At 49.8% G+C, this 20972-nt stretch carries 13 protein-coding genes; 8 read left to right on the forward strand and 5 right to left on the reverse strand.

All coding sequences use genetic code 11. The features are described 5' to 3' along the window. Positions 1-2: 2 nt before the first annotated feature. The 3 genes from Mal48_RS12445 to ggt all read left to right on the forward strand — a co-directional run bounded on the left by Mal48_RS12445 (position 3) and on the right by ggt (position 3447). Entirely contained in the window at positions 3-803 is an 801-nt protein-coding gene (locus tag Mal48_RS12445; protein WP_145199725.1) for an amidohydrolase family protein, read from the forward strand. Then, positions 800-1573: an amidohydrolase family protein gene (locus Mal48_RS12450; protein WP_145199728.1), complete on the forward strand. Its 774-nt coding sequence runs from the start codon at positions 800-802 to the stop codon at positions 1571-1573. The genes Mal48_RS12445 and Mal48_RS12450 overlap by 4 nt, the downstream gene beginning before the upstream one ends. A 185-nt stretch (positions 1574-1758) precedes the next feature. Further along, positions 1759-3447, forward strand: coding sequence for a gamma-glutamyltransferase (ggt, locus tag Mal48_RS12455; protein ID WP_197441665.1), 1689 nt, complete (start codon positions 1759-1761; stop codon positions 3445-3447). Positions 3448-3775: 328 nt separating this feature from the next. Here the strand turns inward: ggt and Mal48_RS12460 are convergent, their stop codons facing one another. Next, positions 3776-6040: a BatA domain-containing protein gene (locus tag Mal48_RS12460; RefSeq protein ID WP_145199734.1), complete on the reverse strand. Its 2265-nt coding sequence runs from the start codon at positions 6038-6040 to the stop codon at positions 3776-3778. A 221-nt stretch (positions 6041-6261) separates the two neighbouring features. Here Mal48_RS12460 and Mal48_RS12465 point away from each other — a divergent pair, with 221 nt between their 5' ends. Together Mal48_RS12465 and Mal48_RS12470 are read left to right on the forward strand one after the other, a co-directional pair. After that, the gene (locus tag Mal48_RS12465; RefSeq protein WP_145199737.1) at positions 6262-7569 is read left to right on the forward strand and encodes a glucuronyl esterase domain-containing protein; all 1308 of its coding nucleotides are present in this window, start codon (positions 6262-6264) and stop codon (positions 7567-7569) included. Positions 7570-7651: 82 nt separating this feature from the next. After that, on the forward strand, positions 7652-8731 hold the full coding sequence (locus Mal48_RS12470; protein WP_145199740.1) for a dipeptidase: 1080 nt from the start codon (positions 7652-7654) through the stop codon (positions 8729-8731). 723 nt (positions 8732-9454) lie between these two features. On the opposite strand, the gene Mal48_RS12475 is transcribed toward Mal48_RS12470, so the two are convergent. Continuing rightward, positions 9455-9883 carry a type II toxin-antitoxin system HicB family antitoxin gene (locus Mal48_RS12475; protein WP_145199743.1) on the reverse strand — a complete coding sequence of 143 codons (429 nt, stop codon included), beginning with the start codon at positions 9881-9883 and terminating at the stop codon, positions 9455-9457. A gap of 877 nt (positions 9884-10760) precedes the next feature. On the opposite strand from Mal48_RS12475, the gene Mal48_RS12480 reads away from it, so the two are divergent. Next, positions 10761-15014, forward strand: a complete 4254-nt coding sequence (locus tag Mal48_RS12480) for a coiled-coil domain-containing protein (protein ID WP_197441667.1) — start codon at positions 10761-10763, stop codon at positions 15012-15014. A 401-nt stretch (positions 15015-15415) separates the two neighbouring features. Here the strand turns inward: Mal48_RS12480 and Mal48_RS12485 are convergent, their stop codons facing one another. From Mal48_RS12485 to Mal48_RS23275, 3 genes are all read right to left on the reverse strand, one after another. Then, positions 15416-15775 (reverse strand): SpoIIAA family protein, encoded by a 360-nt coding sequence (locus tag Mal48_RS12485; RefSeq protein WP_145199749.1) that lies wholly within the window; start codon positions 15773-15775, stop codon positions 15416-15418. 546 nt (positions 15776-16321) lie between these two features. Beyond that, positions 16322-16921, reverse strand: a complete 600-nt coding sequence (locus Mal48_RS12490; protein WP_145199753.1) for a PEP-CTERM sorting domain-containing protein — start codon at positions 16919-16921, stop codon at positions 16322-16324. A gap of 786 nt (positions 16922-17707) precedes the next feature. Further along, positions 17708-17866, reverse strand: a complete 159-nt coding sequence (locus Mal48_RS23275) for a hypothetical protein (protein WP_197441668.1) — start codon at positions 17864-17866, stop codon at positions 17708-17710. 85 nt (positions 17867-17951) lie between these two features. On the opposite strand from Mal48_RS23275, the gene Mal48_RS12495 reads away from it, so the two are divergent. Continuing rightward, positions 17952-19007, forward strand: coding sequence for a Gfo/Idh/MocA family protein (locus Mal48_RS12495; RefSeq protein WP_145199756.1), 1056 nt, complete (start codon positions 17952-17954; stop codon positions 19005-19007). Between the two features lie 76 nt (positions 19008-19083). Beyond that, complete coding sequence (locus tag Mal48_RS12500) at positions 19084-20907, forward strand: hypothetical protein (protein ID WP_145199759.1); 1824 nt, start codon at positions 19084-19086, stop codon at positions 20905-20907. The last annotated feature ends 65 nt before the right edge of the window (positions 20908-20972 follow it).

Raw genomic sequence — 20972 nt, forward strand, 5'->3', positions numbered from 1 at the left:
CTATGAAATTACCGAAATTTGAAATCTGGGATCTGCATTGTCACTTCTCAGGTGTCGAAGGGAAAACCGTTGACGAACGTCTCCCGAAGCTGATCGAATATGCAGACCGGATGAACGTCCAACGATTGGTCTTCTTCATGGGTTGGCCTTGGTCGACGACTCCCGACCCAGACGAATTTCGGAAGCAGAACGATCAGGTGATTCAAGGCCTCAGCCACTGGCATGACCGGGCGTTCGGCTTTGCTTATCTCAATGCCCAGTACGTTGAAGAATCACTCGCTGAGATTGACCGCTGCATCGCCAACGGTCCGCTGGTGGGGATTAAGATGTGGGTTTCGCGACGTTGTCGCGATGAAGAACTGGATGCCATTGTTCAGCGAACAGCAGAACTCAACGGAATCATTTTTCAACATACCTGGAGCAAAGTGACCGGTAATCTTGACGGAGAATCAACTCCCGAAGACCTTGCCAAGCTCGCCAAACGAAACCCCGAGGTCCCGATCATTTGTGGGCATAGCGGAGGCGACTGGGAACGCGGGATCAGAGCGGTTCGAGACTCCCCGAATGTTTCAATTGGGATTGGAGGATTCGACCCGACAGCCGGGATTGTCGAAATGGGAGTACGTGAACTCGGCGCGGAACGTGTTATCTATGGAAGTGACATCGGTGGCAGAAGTCTGAGTTCGCAACTCGCCAAGGTGTATGGAGCCCAAATTTCTGACGCAGCCAAAGAGCGAATTTTCGGGAAAAACCTGCGAGAAATGATGACCCCGATACTCAAAGCGAAAGGGGTGACGTTGTGATCACCGACGTGAATGTCAATCTTTCCCGCTGGCCGTTTCGCCGACTTCCGTATGACGAACCGGCTCAACTTGTACGTAAACTCCGCAACTCTAAAGTGACAAGTGCCTGGGCCGGCAGCTTTGATGGGTTGCTGCACAAGGATATCGCCGCTGTCAATCAAAGGCTCGTCGAAGACTGCCAAACTTACGGAGACGGCCTGTTGCTCCCGGTCGGATCAGTGAACCCGACTCTCCCTGCGTGGCAGGATGATCTTCGACGATGCCATGAACAGCACGGAATGAAAGTGATTCGCTTACACCCGAATTACCATGGTTACACGCTTGATGATCCAAAGTTTGAGGAGCTGCTCGACCTGTCAGGAGAGCGAAAACTGATTGTTCAAATTGCACTGAAAATGGAAGACGAGCGAACGCACCACCCACTCATGCAAGTCAAAACTGTCGACTCCTCTCCTCTTGCAGATCAACTGAAACAACGCCCGCAGCTGAAGATGATTCTGTTGAATTCACTTCGAACGCTCAGAGGGGCATCGCTGGTCAATTTGGCGAATGCTGGAGATGTCTCGTTTGAAATCTCCATGCTGGAAGGGATTGGCGGAGTCGAAAAAATTCTGAAGACGATCCCGGTTGAGAAGCTTCTGTTCGGCTCCCACTTTCCGTTCTTCTACCTTGAATCTTCACTCCTCAAGATGCAGGAATCCGAGTTAGGAAATTTCCGTAGCAAAGCAATTCTCTTTGAGAACGCAGCCCGGATACTTGCTGAGCAATGACCTTGCTCTGTGAAGTGCTATGATACAATTCAACACGTACAGACAGTAAAACGGAGCACGAAAACGGACGCACTCGCGAGGCTTGATTGCCATTGTGCAGCCATTCAAAATTTTCCGTGATGGTCTTCTCGCCTACAATCAGTTTCATTCTGAATTCTCAACCATTCTCCATGAGGAATACTCACTTGAATAAGTCATTGCCTCTGATCCTGGGTTTGTTGCTCTCACTTTCCGCACCTTCTTACGCGGGAAGTACTCCACAGTACGCAACGCAAGCGATGGTCGTTTCACAAACGCAAGCCTCCTCAGATGCTGGAGCTGCGGTTTTGAAAGAGGGTGGAAATGCCATAGACGCCGCTGTGACCACCGCGTTTGTTCTCGCTGTAACACACCCATCTGCAGGAAACATCGGAGGCGGAGGATTTCTGGTCTATCGACCAAACTCAGGAGCACCGACGACCTTTGACTTTCGCGAGAAAGCACCTGCAGCCGCCCACGCAAAAATGTGGCTCGACGAGAATGGCGAATACGATTCGACGAAGCACCACTACAGCCACCTAGCTGTTGGAGTCCCTGGGACTGTCGCTGGCTTACACATGGCCTGGAAAGAATATGGATCTCTCCCTTGGGAGCGTCTTGTCCAACCCGCGATTGATCTGGCTCGTAATGGCTTTCCCGTTTCTCACGGTCTGGCTTACGACCTGGAATCGCGAATCGAACGCTTCCGCCCCTACCCGGCGTCGATGGCTCAGTTCACGAAAAATGGAAAACCTTACCAACCGGGCGATCTGCTCAAGCAGGAAGACTTGGCAAAAACGCTCGAACGCATTGCCAAAGAGGGACCTGATGGATTCTATCGAGGCAAAACAGCAGAACTCCTGGCTGCGGAAATGGCGAACAACGGCGGGATCATGACGAAAGACGATCTCGCAAACTATGAACCCGTGCAGCGAGCCCCCATCGTCGGGACATACCGGGGACACGACATCATCTCGATGCCTCCTCCAAGTTCAGGAGGAATCACTCTCGTGCAGATGTTGAACATTCTGGAAGGCTTCGACTTAGAGGAAAGCCAGTTCGGCTCAGCGAAAACAATTCACCTGATGACGGAAGCCATGCGACGTGCGTATCGCAACCGGGCTCTACATTTGGGTGACCCGGAAGCAAACCCCGAAATGCCGATCGCCACGCTCACTTCCAAAGGGTTCGCTCTTGAACTTCGACAACAGATCGATTTGGAGAAAGCGACTAAATCGTCGCTTACTGGATTTGAATGGCCTCACGAAAGTACCGAGACCACACATTTTTCAATCGTCGACCAAGACCGTAACGCAGTCTCTCTGACATATACATTAGAGAACAGTTACGGATCTGGAATTGTTGTGACTGGAGGCGGCTTTCTGCTGAATAATGAAATGGGAGATTTCAATCCTTCCCCAGGATTGACGACAGAGACCGGCCTCATCGGGACAAAACCGAATCTCACTGAACCGGGAAAACGGATGCTCTCCAGCATGACGCCCACGATTGTTGCGAAAGATGGGGAACTCTTCATGGTCACCGGCTCACCGGGTGGACGAACAATTATCAACACCGTTTTGCAAACCATTGTGAATGTGGTTGACCACAAAATGGATGCTCAAACAGCAGTCGACTCAGGGCGATTTCATCACCAGTGGTTTCCGGATCGAATTCAATTCGAGGAGCAACGCTTCTCACCCGACACTTTGAGCATCCTCAAGGAGCAAGGTCACAAACTGAAATCATCCGACCGCCAAGGTTCTGCTCATATTATCGTGGTTGACCCGAAGCGGAATATCTTGACCGGCGGCGTCGACCGGCGTCGCCCGGACACCGGAGCGGCTGGATTTTAAGACTTTCTTCTCAGTTCACTGGAGAACTGAATAGAGATCGTCCGCGAAAAGTGATTTCAAAAAAGTTCACCAAACTATGGAACTGCTAAGCGAGCACGAAGGACTCAGCTGATGTGGTTCGGGACCTCTGGCGTACGAGACGATTGCAGCACGGGACCATTGTCCCGTCAGTCCAGTCTGAAGCATCTTCTCGAATTGGTGTTCAGGGCTTCCCTCGTGGCGAACAGCAATTTCATGAGATAAACACATTCCTCACGGGTATGCGGTGGCAGCAAACTGGTATTACCCGTCCGGGACAATGGTCCCGGGCTACGATGAGTCGACTGCACTAGGTGACGTAACTCAAGCGGGATGCCAGCATCGGTTCGGCAATGCAAAGAAGTGCGAGGACGATCAAAAGTAGCCAGCGAACTTCAGAGCCGGGGGATTCGTTACGAATCCAGTCGAAGGAGCCGGCTTGCTGAATTTCGATGTCGACATCTGGTCCAAGCTCCTGAAGTAAAGCCTCATCATTCATGATCGCCAGCGATCCTTCGTCAGCAGGAACATTTACTGCGTATAACCGACGCTCGCGTTGTTGTTCTGTCGTGCTGAGCACCAATTCATAAATACCCGGCTGGTCTGTTTCCTTATAGACGACATCAATCGTCGGAACATCCGCTGCACCTTCTTCACCATCGTCTTCGCTGGATGAAGGAGTTGCCTGAATACGGTTGATTTGGTCATTCGGTGAGATCACTTCAACATCTGGTGCATAGAACGCCTGATTCAGATTGATAGCGAGCGGCTTCCCTGACTCCAACTGGGGAAGTGTTCGATCAGAACGAACAAGATGCTTGGCAAGTTCAAGTTGGAAAACCGCAAAGCTGAAACTCCCTGGACCGTTTGCCCAGTTTGTCCAGATGACTCCTTCTGGGTTCATCAGCGGACCAGCAGCTGTCAAACAGGTAACGATCTTCCCTTTTCCATATTGGTGCTCCAAAATGAGCGGCTGATCCTGACGGAGCGTCGCTAAAACGTTGACATCCTTGGTGATGTTCGCCTGTGATTCCAACTTCTCTGCGAGCGGATAGGCGAGATTGACAAAGATTAAGTCGTAGATTGGAACGTCGACATTCGAGAACAATTTAAAAATCGGGTGATCACCTGGAACCAAATCTGGCTGAACAGTCGCTGCTGAGACCGGTCGATCAGTGAGTCGAGGAGCAGCTCCAATCCGGACAGGAAACAGACCACTTTCAGGATTGAAAACTTTCTCATTGTAAAACGCTGGACGGACCGCATCGCCCAAGTACCAGACCAGCCCCCCTCCTCCTTGAACATAATCTTCCAAAGCAGCGACCGCGTCGGGTGCGAGTTCCGGGACATTGATGAGATAGACGAGATCGTAATTTTCAAGCGGTGTCCGTCTGAGATCTTCCGGAGTTTGAATGCTCGTCGCAAAACCAGTGACTGACGTATTGGCTGCCAAGGCATCCGCAACATAGAACGCCTGTTCTGTCGCGGGAGAGCCATCAATGATGAGGACTGGATTCTGTTCTGGAACATCAATCGCCAGAAAACGCTGATTATCGGCTTCGAGCGAATCTTCCCGAATCGTCAGCTTGACCTGATGTGGTTCGGCAGTCGGAAAAACAACATCAAAGGATCGAGTGATCGATTCTCCAGCGGGAATGGTCTGAAAATCGATTGTACGGGGGAGTCGGCTTCCATTGATGAAAAGATCCGCTCGGACATCTTCTGCGACTCGTGTCCCCCAGTTGCGAATTGTTGCTTCGAGAGTCACAGGCACCCCAGCAGCTGCGACTTCAACTCGGCCCCCAAGTTCTGTCACGCTTAAATTTTCGTGACTCTCGGATGCACATTTCACCAGATTCAGTTTGATATTGGCTTTACTCAGCGAAGTGAGAACGCTGGCTGCCGACTTGTTATCGATCCAGTCTGAGTTTCGGAAATCGGAAATCACATGAATTTGTCGAACGGCAGAGCGATCTTCCGCCAGCCGCTCTTGAGCCCGTTGCAAAGCTTTCGCCGGATCAACCGCTTGATGTGTCGCAGCGAGGACATCAAGCCGTTCAGAAAGTTCGACGAGTAAATCCTCGGTGATATCGGTTTCGCTCAGCCCGGAGAGTGTTTTCTCTGGATCGGACATGAGTATCAACGTGAAGACCTGCGAACGCGGAGTTTTCGCACCTTCAGCGACGAGTCGTCGGATCACCCCTTTGGCTTCGTCAAAGACTGTTCCCTCGGCGAGGCGGTCCTGCATTGAAACGGAGTCATCAAGAATGACGACATGGTGAGACTTTGCCCCCTGAAAGAGTGAGAGTTGATTTGGATCAATGATGAGTCGAGCGATTAACGCCACGACAATCAACACCATTAAGACCCTCATCAACAGTAAAAGCAACTGTTCGATGAGAACACGCCGTCGATTTTTTTTCTGGCTGGAAAGGAGAAATTCCATCGCGGCAAAACGAACACGGCGATACCGCATACGATTGATAAGATGAATGATGATCGGCGCAGCGACCAGCAACATCCCGGGCCAGAAAAATGATGGATTCAGAAAATGCTGAAGAATCCAGGAGGTCATATCGACTTTCGTTTCATTCCGTTTAAGGTCATCGGCAACAGTGTATCGATTCCGCTCGCGAGAGTCTTGTGAACTCCGACAGGTTCTCGGACTCCACTGCTCAACTCAACAGTACTGTTCAGCCGTCAAAGAATTGTACCGGTCGACTGGCAAAAGCGAAGCGGACTCATCAACATTGCAGTCGGCAAATGAAGATTTTTTTTTTGGAATGAGCAAAGACAATGACAATTCGACGATCCCGCCTGCTGTTCGCAGCGATCTTATATGTTCTCAGCACGAGTAGCCTCTTCGCACAAAAAGTCCCTGCACCGAACTACGACGAGAGCAAAATACCGGAATTCAAACTTCCAGACCCCTTCGTCCGTGTCGATGGAACGAAAGTTTCACCTCGAAAATGGCATGAGGAACGCCGCGAGGAAATCATGGAGATCTTCGGGAAGGAAATGTACGGAATTGCCCCCCCTGGCCCTAAGGTGCTTGAGTCTGAACTCATCAACCAGGATGAAAACGCTCTCAACGGAAAAGCTGTCCGTGAAGAGGTTGACATCACACTCGCCAATGGAGAACCGCCATTGAAGATGAGAATGCTCATTTATCGCCCGAAAGGGGAGAAAAATGTCCCAGTTTTCCTGACGTTGAATTTCGGAGGAAATCATTCGATCAATGCCGACCCGGCGATTACTCTCAATAAAAACTGGATGAGAAACCGGTCGGACCGAGGATACGTTGATCACAAAGCCACTGAAAGAACTCGCGGAACAGCGGCATCTCGATGGCCTGTCGAAATGATCGTGGATCGAGGATACGCACTCGCGACAATCTATTACGGCGACATTGATCCCGACTTCGATGATGGATTCCAGAACGGCGTCCACCCTCACTACTATGCAAAAGGACAGAAAAAACCTCGTCCCGACGAATGGGGTAGCATTGCAGCTTGGGCCTGGGGATTGAGTCGCGGGCTCGATTACTTCGAAACGACGAAAGATATCGATGCGGAACGTGTCGCAGTCATGGGGCATTCACGACTCGGAAAAACATCTCTCTGGGCAGGTGCCAACGACGAACGTTTTGCACTGGTCATCTCAAACAACTCTGGGTGCGGCGGGGCTGCACTCAATCGTCGACGAATCGGAGAATCGGTCACTCGCATTAACACATCGTTCCCACATTGGTTCTGCGACAACTTCTTGAAATACAACCATAACGAAGATGCACTTCCCGTCGATCAACACTTGCTCGTTGCATCAATTGCACCACGTCCGGTATACATCGCTAGTGCCGTCGAAGATACGTGGGCTGACCCCAAAGGTGAGTTCCTGTCCGCGAAGTATGCTGATCCAGTCTACCGCGCTCTCGGAACTGATGGACTCGGCGGCGAAGCTCCACCAGAAGAACAACCAGAAGTTGATCAACCTTTGAAGACCGGGACCATCGGCTATCACGTTCGATCTGGAAAGCATGATGTGACAGATTTCGACTGGACCCAATATCTCGACTTTGCAGACCTGCACTTAAAAAACAAATAGTCCATCCCCGTGTTTTTGACGCTTTGCGATAACTCAAAACGACGTGACGAACGTCGATGTAGACCTAGAGAAAGATTGTTTCATGCTCATCTTTGACGCACACCTTGACCTCGCCTGGAACGCCGTCGAGTGGAATCGAGACCTCGAATTAACGGTTGCTGAACTCCGCGATTTTGAGAACAACTTTGAAGGCATCATCCCCGGTGCGTGCACGGTTTCTTACCCCGAACTCGAACGCGGCGGAATTGGAATCGTGATTGCCACACTCCTGCCACGTTTGCACCGCAAACACAAAGAACTCACGTTCTACCAGGGACGCGAATCATCATACGCAGCTGCTCATGGGCAACTCGCATACTATCGCTCAATGGAACGAAAAGGCGTCTTAAAAAGTCTTCCAGACCGAGCGGCACTCGCGGAACATGCACAACTCTGGCGGGACTATCTCGCGTCACCGACTGGAGAGGCTCCTCCGATTGGCTACATCCTCAGCATGGAAGGAGCTCCTCCAATTCTTGAACCAGCACAAGCCGGTGAATGGTTCGACGCAGGGTTACGAATTGTTGGCCCCGGCCACTATGGACCAAATGAATACTGTCACGGAACCGGTAGCGAAGGCCCGTTGACCGACGATGGAGTTCAACTATTGAAAGAGATGGACTCGGTCGGATTACTCCTCGATGCCACGCACCTTGCAGATGAATCGTTCTGGCAGGCACTTGACGTTTTCAACGGTCCCGTGCTGGCAAGCCATCACAATTGCCGATCACTCGTCCCAGGTGATCGCCAACTCGACGATGACCAAATCAAAGCGTTGATCGAGCGAGGTTCCGTCATTGGTGCTGCCTTCGACAACTGGATGATCAAACCTGGATACGTGAAGAAAGTGACCTCTGCCGACCTCGTCAAAATTGAAGATGTCGTCGACCACATCGACCACGTTTGCCAACTCGCAGGCAACGCAAACCATTCCGGAATCGGAACAGATCTCGATGGTGGATTCGGCAAAGAACAATGCCCCGGCGATCTCGACACTATCGCCGATCTGGTGAAGATTCCGAATATCCTTGAATCACGCGGTTACAGCAGCGAAGACATCGAGAAGATCATGAGCAAAAACTTCGTCGACTTCTTCGAGAAAAATCTTCCAGAAGCAAACTGACTGCTGAAAGAAGATTGCGAACAGTCGCCCAGAGCATTTTTCGATTTAGAGTAATTCCTCGTGACGAACAGGAATCCATTTAGAGCAGATTGCTCTACCGTATGCCCGTGAAGAACGCATTTTTCTAGAACTGATCCTGAAACTTGAAGTTGCTCTCTCAAACGTTGAGAAAAGCAGCTGTTCCAGAGGTTTTCGGACTGGTTCTAGTTAAAATGCTGTTCACCACGAGGCAGATCCTGCCAACCAACTCGAAAGATGCTCTAGTGAAACGCGTTCTCAAGCGAATTTGCGATTTTCGTTCCAGCACCGGCAATGAAGTGAAGAAATTGGAACAGGATTGTCCTGTATCCGAAGCAAAGCCAGCCTCAGGTTAAGAACCTGATTCATCAAGACGATGCTGGGAATTCATGACAAACGAAACAGAAAGGTCACGCAGAAAAAACAGTGGCGGCACACAGAGCAACCGAAAAACTTTTATTCACCGTAGAATTCTTCATCAGTGACGCCATCCTCTAGCCGCAAACCAAACGCTTTTCGAATCCCTCTTTGATATGCTTTTTCAAGTTCCTTCTTGGAAGTGGGTATGGGAAAACCTCTACGCTCGCCATTTATGGTACGGAAGAACATGGTATGTCCGCCCTTCCCCCTCGCGACCTCTTCCCAACATTCGAAGCGTTTCAGGATCTTGCGAAGGTCTTTCAGTTTCAGCGGCCTATCAGCGATTTAGCAGCCCAGTCTGTTGTGATCCTCAAATTCGCGGATATCAAAGCCGGCTGGGAGATTCACATCATCCTCGACCTGAATGGTGACACTGCCATTAACAATGTGCTTCCCAAGAGCCCACATTTGAAGATACTTCGCGTCAGCTGGCCTAAACAAAATTGACGGGTCGTTATCTTCAATCGCAACCGACATTTGAGTTGCAATTGCGCCGGACAAGAATTTAAGTGCTTCTTCCTTACTGTCTCCGACCCCAATCAGATCAAATTCAAGAGAATGCGCAATCCAGCTATCTTCTTCGTAGTAGAAGACGACGCGGAGCGGAAAATCAAATTTTTGAAGTCTCATGTTCTTTCCCATTTGGTTCTTGTCACACACAAAACGTGCTCCCTGCCTGACAAGCGGCAATCCTATGCCTGAGAGACCAACCATCAACATTCATCAACAGCAACCACAGTAGAACAAATTTCAAGTAGACACAGCAAGGGATGCGTAGACCAGACATCGACTCTAAAAATCCCCACCGTGTAGAATTATACCCCCTCTCGATCCAAAGCTTTCACAATTTTCGAAAACCAAAAAAGCTCTGAGGTCGCGTAATTCGTAGCAAAGCGATTCAGTCACCACATTTGACCGCACAAATTAAGCCATAAAATAAAAAATCCCGGAAACAGAGAGTCCTAGGGGGGCTGAGGACTTCAATCTATTCCCGGGGGCGATGAGCGTTTGCCGGACCTTCGAAAGCCACTCATCAAGCTTTCGATGACGGGAAACATACGGGGTGCTTCAAAACCGGTCAATACGTTTTTAACTGTTTCTGGTTTCACTGGACCTTGCATGGATTTTATGCCTGCTCCACCGCCTTAACATTCACGTAAACGCATTGGCAGTAGGGTGATACGGGAAACGAAAGCCCCCCAGCCAAAGCCGCAAATCTTGCCGATTCGTCTGTCACCGCAGTTCATCCTCAAGGAGTCGGGGAGATAAACTTAAAAGATTTCCCTTCAGAACGTTAAATGCACTCAAAAATGAGTAAGTTTGCATCGCTTTCACGAGCTCAGTCGACAGATTGAAAAGGACTGAACAGGATTTGGCGATCGAGGAAATTATTGAAAACCTGTCGGTTTTGGGATGATTCATCCTGAAGAGTCGGTTTTCTGTTGAGTTCGGGCTACCTAATGCGTTTTTCGTGTTGTTAAACTCTGTGACAGAATAATTCTCAGTTGACTGATTGCCGGAAAGGGAGTTCAGGCAAGGCAAGTATTGAGAATTTTCGAGTATGCGCTGGAATGTCCTTCGGAGAGACACAATGAAGCCGGAAATGCCTGAGATCATTGCTTTACAGTTCCAACGTTTGCGTACTCGAATTCGATCAGTGGCTGCTGCAGGAGGGGTGGGATTAACACTCTTCTCAGTCGCGACAGCCGTCGGACTCGCGATTCTGATGGATATCCTCTTCGATCTGCCTGTCGCTGTTCGGTTGGGAATGTTGGTGGCTGCTGCAGGCTTGTCAGTCATTGGAGTCGCTTTCTGGATCATTCGGCCATTGACTCAACGTGTCCAAGACGACGAACTGGCAGCGATTGTCGAACAGCAATACCCGGAACTTAACGAACGCTTGCTCTCTGCGGTCGAACTGGATGAGCACACCGATTCAGATGCTTCTCCGATGATGAAGAAATGGCTGATGCAGGAAACTGTGAGCCTTTCGAAGCGAGTTGACTTCACCGATTCCATCGATGCATCACGGTCTGTGCGTCGTTGTTGGTGGGGAGGAATTGCCTGTCTGGCACTTGTATTACCCACACTCTTCGCGGGAGATGCTTACGCTGTTTTGGTCTCTCGATTTCTGAATCCATGGGGCAATTACGAGCGAGTTCAAAATTTGATCCTGCAGGTTGTTGATGGAGACCGCACAGTGCCACAAGGGAGTGACGTCATTATTGAAGTGAAAACGGGATGGCGGTTTCAGCCAGGAACACTACCGAAATCAGCGTGGTTAGAATGGACCACAGATGATAGCCCGACGGAAGCTCGTCGGCTCGACTGGAACCAAAAGACTGAGAGTTACATCGGAACACTGCCGCGGATCGGAAGAAGCTTTTCGTATCACGTTTCTGCAGCACGTTCAAAAACTCGGTCTTATCGAATCAATGTTGTCCCACTGCCTGCCGTCGAAGAGTTGCAAGTTGAAATATCCCCGCCAGCGTACACTGGCCATCCAGCACAATTCCATGATTTGGTACTGGGTGAAATCCGTGTCATTGAGCAATCGCAATGGGATGTTGCAGTGAGATTTAACAAGCCGATTGAAAAGGCTGAGATACTCTGGCTCGATGGAACCGCTTCCCCGGAGCAACTCGAGAAGCTTGAAACTCTTCCGGGAGGATTGCCGATCTTCAAGCGGACAGAATTTACATTAAGTGCTGACAAGCAACTTGCTTCAATCGAAGAAGTCCTCTCTTTAAATTCTCCGTCTGGACGTTTCGTGATTCGAGGAATTGACAAAGAAGGGCTCGCATCGGACACAAGTGCCATTCGTCGGCTCACCATCGATGCTGACCAGCCTCCTCTCATTCAATTTACTGATCATGAAGAGAACACCGCAGTCCGCCCGGACGATGTCCTTGATATTCCAGTTTCAGTGATCGACGACTTTGGAATGAGCTCCGTCGAATTGCATTATGAAATGATTCGCACCGAAGCATTTCATGAAAAGGGAATCCTCAAGATGGAGAATCTGAGAGATCAGGGACGAGCATTGACTCATTCTTTCCGACTGGACCTTTCACCACTGAAACTTGAACCTGGAATGCGATTGACTCTCCGTGGTCGGGCGACGGATGAGCGTCCCGTTCCGAAACCGAATGAATCGTGGACGATCACGCGATCTTTGCTGATTCGCTCCGACGCAAAGCCGTACGGGGAGCAAACTGTTGTTGAACAGCAGCAGCGCACGGACCAAGTGATTGAGACGCTGAAAACGGAACTGCAACAACAAAAAGAAAAGGCCCGCCAGTTCGAACAAGACGCCAAAGAGGCGAACGCTAATCGTGAAGAATGGGAAGCCCAGGATGATGTTCAACAAATGCAGGAGAAACTTGAAAAGTTGCAACAGCAATTGGAAAAGCTGAGTGCATTGTTCGAACAACAACCACTCTTTGACCAGATCGCGAAAGAGACACAAGAGATCGCTGAGGGAAAACTGGAAGATGCCAGCGAGAGCGTCAAACAGGCTCAGCAAGCCGAACTGAAACAAAAGTCGCAGGAATTCGCCAAAGCGTCGGAGCAACTCAATGACGCAGCCAAACAGCTAGAGGAACTACAACAAAAGTACAGGGAGATCGCTGATTTACAACGCGATCTGTTGGAGTTGGGGCGCCTCGCGAATCAAACAGAAAGATTGGCGAATAGCGTCGAAGATTTGGAACATCGACAAAAAGAGCTGAACTCTCAACCTGCTGAACCTCAGCCGATCACAAACCAGCAAGCTAAACAGAAGGCATGGGATGCTGATCATCGTGAAGCCTGGGGAGATCACCAGCAACTCAGCAACACGCTCAACGATCTATTTGAGCGACGCCCTGAGCTTGCAGATGCGGCAGCTGAAGCTTTGGAGAAGCAGCTCGAGCAACTTGCAAAACGGACTGAGGAGCTCTCTCAACGGCAAGAGAATCTAGCGAAGGCTGCGAAGCAATCTGCGGAACGGACTGTAAAGGAATTAGAGGCCGTTCAGAAACAGCAAAACGACGTTGCTTCGAAAGCTGATGAATTGCAAAAAGGTCTTGAACAACCGGAGGCTATGCAGGACGCCGAACAGGCTGCCAAACTGTTGCAGAAAGCGCAAGCTGACTTGGCGGAAGGCAATACTGCCGATGCAGCTGAGGCACAGAGCCAGGCACAAAATCAATTTGAAAAACTTGCTGAGCAACTTAGATCCCAGAAGGAAACTGAGACTCCGAATGAATCGAAAGCCGACACAAAAAAGCAGGCTCAACAGGCTCAGGAAATTGCGGAACAACTTTCGAAGTCGGTTGAACAGCTCGAAAAGCTTATCGCTGGGATAGAGCCCCCTCCTCAAGAGACCCCTCCTCAAGAGACCGCAGCCCAAGATCAAACGACTGAGGATCAACCCAATGCGAAGATCGAAAATGAAACGACTGTAAAAACGGCTCCTGCTGTAAAGCCAGAAAGTGCTGCGAAGGAGAATGTGAACTATCCAGATCTTTTGGAGAAGCAGAAGCAACTGGCTGACATCGCAAAGCAAATTCAACAAGCTGTTGAGAGCCAAGAAGGGACAAGCAAGGAGGCTCAGCAGGCAAGCGAGCAATTCGCAACGCAGTCACAGCAATCTTCGGATCAGGCTCAACAACTCGACTCCTCTCAAGCTGCACAAAAAGCCCAACAAGCAGTTGAATCTGCACAAAAACTTTCGGAACAACTACAACAGCAAGAAGCCCCCAAAGCACTTCAGCAAGCGGCTCAACAGGCTGCGCAGCAACAATCTGAAGTCGCAGAGAAACTGCAAAACGTCGCGAAAAGCCAGAGTGCTCAAAAGGAAATGCAGTCTCAAATGCAACAGCAGAACCAACAAGAAGTTGCACAACTTGCTGACGAACTTAAGAAGCGGACTGAGGAGTTGGCCTCAAACCCGATCAACAGAGAAAAACAAGCACAATCCGGAACTGAAGCTCAGCAACTGGCTCAACAAGCTCAGGAAGCAATGAAACAATCCAATGAGCAAGCTAAGCAAAGCAATCAGGGTCAAGCCAGCAAACAGGCACAACAAGCTGCTGATTCTCTGAACCAAGCCTCTCAAAAAGTGATGGAAGCGAGCGGCCAGCAAAAGCCGACTCCGCAGCAACCAAGTGAATCAGGTCAACCGGGCGAAGAAGCGCAACCGGGGCAACAAGGCGAAACGCAGAACAACTCATCGGAGAAGACTTCTTCCGAACAAAGTCAGCTGTCCGATTCGATCGTCCCCGCAGAAGTTGGAACTCAGGTTGCTCAAGCGTCTCGCGAACTGAAACAAGCGGGCGAAATGTTGCAGCAACTCGGAAAACCGACTCCGGGAACAAAAGGAGATCAAGATGGTGATCCCGAAGAGGGAGAGGCCTCTCAAGATCAACCGATGGATGGTGGAGAAGGTGAAGGTCAGCAGAAAGAAGGCGATCCCTCACAGTCGGGGCAACAGCCATCTTCTTCAGAGGCACTTCGACAGGCTGCTCAGTCTATGCGACAGGCTGCGGGGAAATCTGGAATGTCACAGTCCCAACAAAAAACGGGTGACTCCGACCAACAAGCCCAGGAAAGCAGTAGCGGATCTGGCAATGAAGCTTCCGACTTTGGATCGACTCAGCAACTTGCAGAGTTAATGCAAATGCAAATCGATTTATCCAACATGTCCAAACGCGATTGGGGACAACTTCCGGGAGAACTTCAAACCGAGCTACTCGAGTCTTCACAAAAGAAGGCCTCGGGAGAGTATCAAAAACTAATCCGTCGCTACTTCAACGATATCTCCAAAGCACGCTCACCAGAGATGAAACCTCAGCAAAACTAGAACACTTCGTGTTTTTGTGTCCGTGAAGAACGATTTTCATGTAATGAATTACTCATGCCCACGAGACTGGTCGCGGACTTCTCTTCAAGACTGCCTTAGTACACTTCGTGTTTTGGTGTCCGTGAAGGGCGATTTTCATATAATGAACCACTCATGCCCACGAGACTGGTCGCGGACTTCTCTTCAAGACTGTCTTAGTACACTTCGTGTTATCGTGCTCGTGAAGTTCGCTTTCTTGACTTCATCGACTGCTCGCCACGAGGCAGAACGTTGAGACCGACATTGGATTTGCTTAGAGAACACAGTCGTGTTTCTGGTGCCCGTGGAGAGTGCTTTTCATTTCGAAAATCGCACATGTCCACGAGGCACAAATTCAAAACAAAACGCGAAGTTGCCAAGACTTACTCTGCTTCAAGCCATTTCCAAGCATCCTCGAGTTGAGAGGCGTCAAAGTATTGAACCTTTGCCATCGTAAAGGGTTTGCAAACAGTGGCCATCGATTTTTCCCAGCTCTTCTCACCGACTAATGCGATCTTTTCTATCTTCGTGCAGTGTGTTGTCGAGAATTTGATATCGTCCCACAACGCTTTCGCATCCCAACCCTGAAAATCGTGGAACTGAGCGAGCAGCCTTGCTTTGCCATGTTCAGCAATCGCGGCATCTACGAGAGGGACGAACGTCTTGTAGTCTTCATCGTGAAGCTTCCCGGAAAGCTTGAAACCGATAGTTTTATCGGATGTCGAATTTAGTTGTTCAATCATCAGTCGTTCCTTAAGTTTGAGTTTCTTTGAGTATCGATTCTTTATCGTGAGCAACTTGCCTGTCTGTTCCAGAAGCCTGATCTGACCGGGCTCTTCACTTAAAACTCTTTCAAAATTTTCTCATCCGCGTCCATCTTCAAACCAGTAAATGGGTAGTTGTTAAATGAGCAACCGTCGGTGCGACATCGACTTTCTGAATGATGTCCAGTTTTGTTCCGGGGCAAAACCCTTCAGCGGCTGCGACAAACATCGCGTGCATTTAACCTGAACGAGGATCATGAGGATCACCTTCATGACTTTATAGGCCCTCGTGACGAGGCAAAGCGAGAAACCAATATTGAATTTGCTATCGAAAATTCTACTGACTGGGTCGCTGAGAACGAAGCGAACGAACAAGAAACCTGCCGAGTGCGGAGCCGACGTCAATTTTGCCTCTTGCCCTGCCTGGCCCATTTGATGATTTCAGCTTTGTGGAAGCATCAGCGGCGCGAGAGCTTACGAGAGTTTGAAGCGACGAAGCGGAAGCGATACGAGAATTCGATTCCGCTATGAGATGCTCAAAGAGTGACGCCGTCGACGATGCCCCATCGCGACACATGCGAGACCGATCCCGAATAAGACAATTGCAGACGGTTCCGGAACAGCAGACGATTCGGTTTCGGGAGTGAAAGTCAGATTATCAATGGCAATCCCATTGACCTGCAGAATAATGAAATGAGTGATCCCAGCTCCTGAAATTGAGAGCGTTTGAGCGGTCGGACCTGTGAACATTGCTTCGTCGACTAAGACGTTCATTGCGTTAAACCCTCTCAAAGTGACTGTGTCTTCATCCACACCTGAATCGCCAGCGAAAACAGAAATTGAACTTACGCTGGTCACAGTCCCAACAAAAATCGCAGAAATGTCTCCACCTGGGATTTGGGAGTTTTGAGCAGCCTTTCCAGTATTTCCGACTTGGATCGTCGAACCATCAACAATCTCAAGATCGTCACTGAACTGAATCCCCAATGCATTGAAGGTTTCGTTGTCCAGTTGGCCATTCGCAAACGAATCAAAATCAAGAGTGACCATCGCCGCTCGCCCTTGACTTGGAATCAAAAGCAACGCAAAAGTGCAAATCGAAAGATAATGAACTGCCCGGCTCATTGTGCCACTACCAAATGGGAGTGCTTTGGATGGAAAGCGTCGAAGCTTGTTCTTTAAAATTACCTCTCCAGATGACCGCTCACAACGAAGAACGCCGCAGCTTTTAGTGAGAAAAACGAAATAATCAAAACCCACCGATGGGTTGATTGGCCCTCATTTCCGCAGTTTAATGACTCAGATTTCGTTTTTTGGGGCATTGCGATTGCTCAAGTTCCTGACCGATCGAGGTAGGAGCAGTTTTCAGCTACCGTGTGCCTGTGAAGAACGCATTTTTCTAGAGCCAGTCCGAAAACCTCTGGAATAGCCGCTTTTCTTTACGTTTGAGAGAGCAATTTAATGTTTCAGGATCAGTTCTAATAGATTTGCTGTTGGCCCACTCGGCAGAACGCCCCTCAATTCGCAAAATTGCGAAGCAGTGCGTCAAGCGATAATTGATGAGTTGTCCACGTATGGTCGCCGGTGTGGAGAGCAAGACGCGACTCAACTTTCTCAGATCGACTTGGAGCTTCCCTCAAGCCTTCGAAGAAACTTTCTGGCGATGCCGTTCACGTTGCTTCATGGGCAACATACTTTGGTGATATGCTTTCTGAAGAACGCATCGAACGATCTTGGCTGATCTTGTCCCTGGAAACCTGCTGCGATGCGGGCCGCTGTTTTCCAAGCGGTGCCCTGGTGTAAACCACACCAGAAGTAACGCTCAAGCCACAAACGATCACCGCCAGAAACCTCGCAACCCGCACCGCAGCGGATTTCCCTGAACGATCTTTCAATCAGCTTTTCAATCTCTCATCCAACACTCACTCCTCCGGACAGTTCATCACAAATTGTGCATTCATATCCCAGATGTATCGACTTCGCTTCTAGAAACATTATCGACCAGACTCGCGACAGATTCTGTGAAGCATCCCACATGGCGAGTCCATTTCTGAAATCGTCTTCGATCATATTCAACTCCTGTCATGGTTGGCGGACGTGGACTGCTTTGATACCGTGCGAGGATGTTTATCTTGGTTGAAGAAGGATGAGGAAGATGACGGTAAAAATTGGGATTGTTGGTCTTGGCTTCATGGGGATGACTCACTTCGAAGGAGCGAAGCAGGTCCGGGGTGGAGAAGTGGTTGCATTTGCGACCCGAAACGAGAAAAAGCTCGCTGGTGACTGGTCAAGCATCCAAGGGAACTTCGGCCCACGTGGAAGTGAAAAGACAGATCTCACCGGGGTGACGGGATACGCAGACTACAAAGACCTGCTGGCAAACCCAGAGATCGACATGGTAAATATTTGCCTGCCGACCGAAAAGCATGAGTCGATCGCAATCGAAGCTCTCGAAGCGGGCAAGCATGTGCTCGTTGAAAAGCCGATTTCGATTGAACTTGAAGCAGCTGAACGCATGCTGGCTGCTGCAAAAAAATCCGGGAAATTGCTGATGGTGGCCCAAGTGCTTCCATTCTTCCCAGAGTTTGCTTGGGTGAGAAATGTTGTTGAGAATGGAACCTACGGAAAGTTGCAGGCAGCTGCATTCCGACGTGTGATTGCGCCACCAGACTGGTCATCAGATATCAAAGATTTCAAAAAGCTCGGTGGCTGGGGAATCGATCTGCACATCCACGACAACCATTACATCGGCCTGCTCTGTGGTGTCCCCTCTAAAGTCTTCTCGCGGGGGCTACTCAAAGAAGGCTTCGTGAATCACGTTTGCACTCAATATCTTTACGACGATCCCGATGTCACAGTCAGCTGCATCAGTGGAGGAATCGCAGCAGGACAATTGAAGTTCGCACACAGCTTCGAACTGATTCTCGAAGAAGCAACGATTCAATTTGACTGCGGAACGTACGGAGATGATTGGGTGGTCAATCGACCATTAACTGTCATTCCGAATGAAGGTCCGATTGAAACTCCCGATCCGGGTGGCAGCGGCGAATGGTGTGCAGCATTCACAGACGAAATTCAGGCAGCTGTCGAAGGAGTCCAAGCCGGGGTGGCTCCTAAAGTCCTCTCGGGAGAATTGGCATGTGATGCCCTCAAGCTTTGTTATGCAGAAGCCGAGAGTATCCAGACAGCCACACCGATCCCTGTAGGGTGAGAGTCGCTCCTGACTGATGCGTCATCCCTCATTTTGCTAAGCTACTGCAAATTTCTTCCACATGACAGTTTGAGACATGAAACGCACCGTTCCATTACTCATCACCGCCATTGCCGGTTTTGTGTTGATCGTTTCATTCTTCATCCCTGACCTGAAAGGGTGGGGTGAAGACGCAGCTGTGTGGTTTGACATTCTGGCAGCCATCGCCTTTGTGCTCGGCGGCGGAAATTTGTTGAAGCTGCATTTGAAGACGATGAGTGACAAAAAGCCAGGTTGGGGATATTCGGCAATCACGATTGTCGCCTTCCTGGTGACTCTGATCTTCGGATTGTTCAAAATTGGATCACCGCCAAGATCAAACGTAGAGTTCTACGGAGAGACCTTCGTCTCCTATCCTCTTGAGGCGATGCCAGAATTCCGCATCGCTGGGGAACTCCCTCATCGTGAGGACGACAAACCGATTCCAGCTTCGGTTCGGACACAACTCCGCGAGGAAAATGGAGAACTCATATTCATCGGTTGGATGAGCAGGGACCAGAAATCAGACCTGCTGAAATACAGAGAGACACTCGATTGGCAGTGTCGAGTCGAAACACTCTTCACAGCATCACAGCCAAGCTTACTCCAAGACCGCGTCAGGTTTTATCCGGCACACACATCGCTGGCTTTCAAAGGTGTATTAACCGAAGAACGCGAGGCCGAGCTCCGAACACTCTTGCCCGATTCGGAAACTGCAAAGCAGGCAATTGAAGAGCTTGCATCGCGAACGCGTCAAACAACAACAATCCAATCGAGCGGAATTCCTGAGTCGTTCAAGATTCCGGAAGAAGCGAAAACGTACTTCAAAGAAGATCAAGCAAAGATCACGCTTGTCGGCCCACTCTCCCCAGAGTTACAAAAAGAGATCGTTTTCAATTGGTCCGGTTTCGAGCCAGCGATGCCGTTGACTGCCGAACAGGAAGAAGAGCTTTTTGTTCAAATCGAGAACGCTGGTCGCAAACTCACAGACGAACAATCTGTGGTATTCAAAAACTTCTTTGCTGCGGAATGGCATCCCGATGTCATGGTTGCCGCCATCAACACGGCTGGGATTCCTCCTCAAAAAGAGAAAACCGCTTGCGAACTTCTGGAAGAACAACAGGCAGGCGCGAAGGAACTTGTTCTGGAACTTCCCACTCCCGAGCCAACATTGCTGAACCCCGAGCAAATCAGGGCGGTCACTCGCTTCGTCAACGAACCGGGACAAACCGTCGAGGAGCTGAAAACGGAACTGAGCTCACTCGGCGAGATTACCGCCGCACAATTGGCCTCCATCGACGAATTCATCAACGGACTCCCCCGGCACGCAGACGTTCTGAAAGCACTCGGACTGGAGTTGCTCCGAACTGGGCCACTCACTCCTGAACAACGCGAGGTCCTCTTTCAACCTGCAGCGACTCATTATGCCTGGAAAACAGACATCGGTCGGCTTTTCGTGGCATCGCATCAAATCAAATATCCCTGGTCTGGTTCTTACACAGCTCAAGGAAATCCATTTTGGTGGATTTATGAATATGTCCTTCAACCATTGATGACAACGACCTTTGCGATGCTGGCGTTTTATGTCGCATCGGCAGCATTTCGTGCTTTTCGGGCCAAAAACCTGGAGGCCACTCTGTTGCTGGGGACGGCTTTCATCGTGTTGCTGGGGCGCACCTACCTTGGTGTCCAATTGACCGCCTGGGTCCCAGATGCTTTATCTGCATTGAAGATCGACCAGATGACGGTTTACATCATGAAAATCTTCAACACAGCTGGGAATCGTGCTATCATGATTGGGATTGCACTCGGAATTGCTTCAACAAGTTTGAAGGTTTTGTTAGGAATTGACCGATCTTATCTAGGATCAGGCGACGACTGATTCATAAAAACAATTGGAGACGGTCTTTCACCTACAAGACAGGCTGCTATAATTTTGTAATATGA

The organism is Thalassoglobus polymorphus, assembly GCF_007744255.1.
GTDB lineage: Bacteria > Planctomycetota > Planctomycetia > Planctomycetales > Planctomycetaceae > Thalassoglobus > Thalassoglobus polymorphus.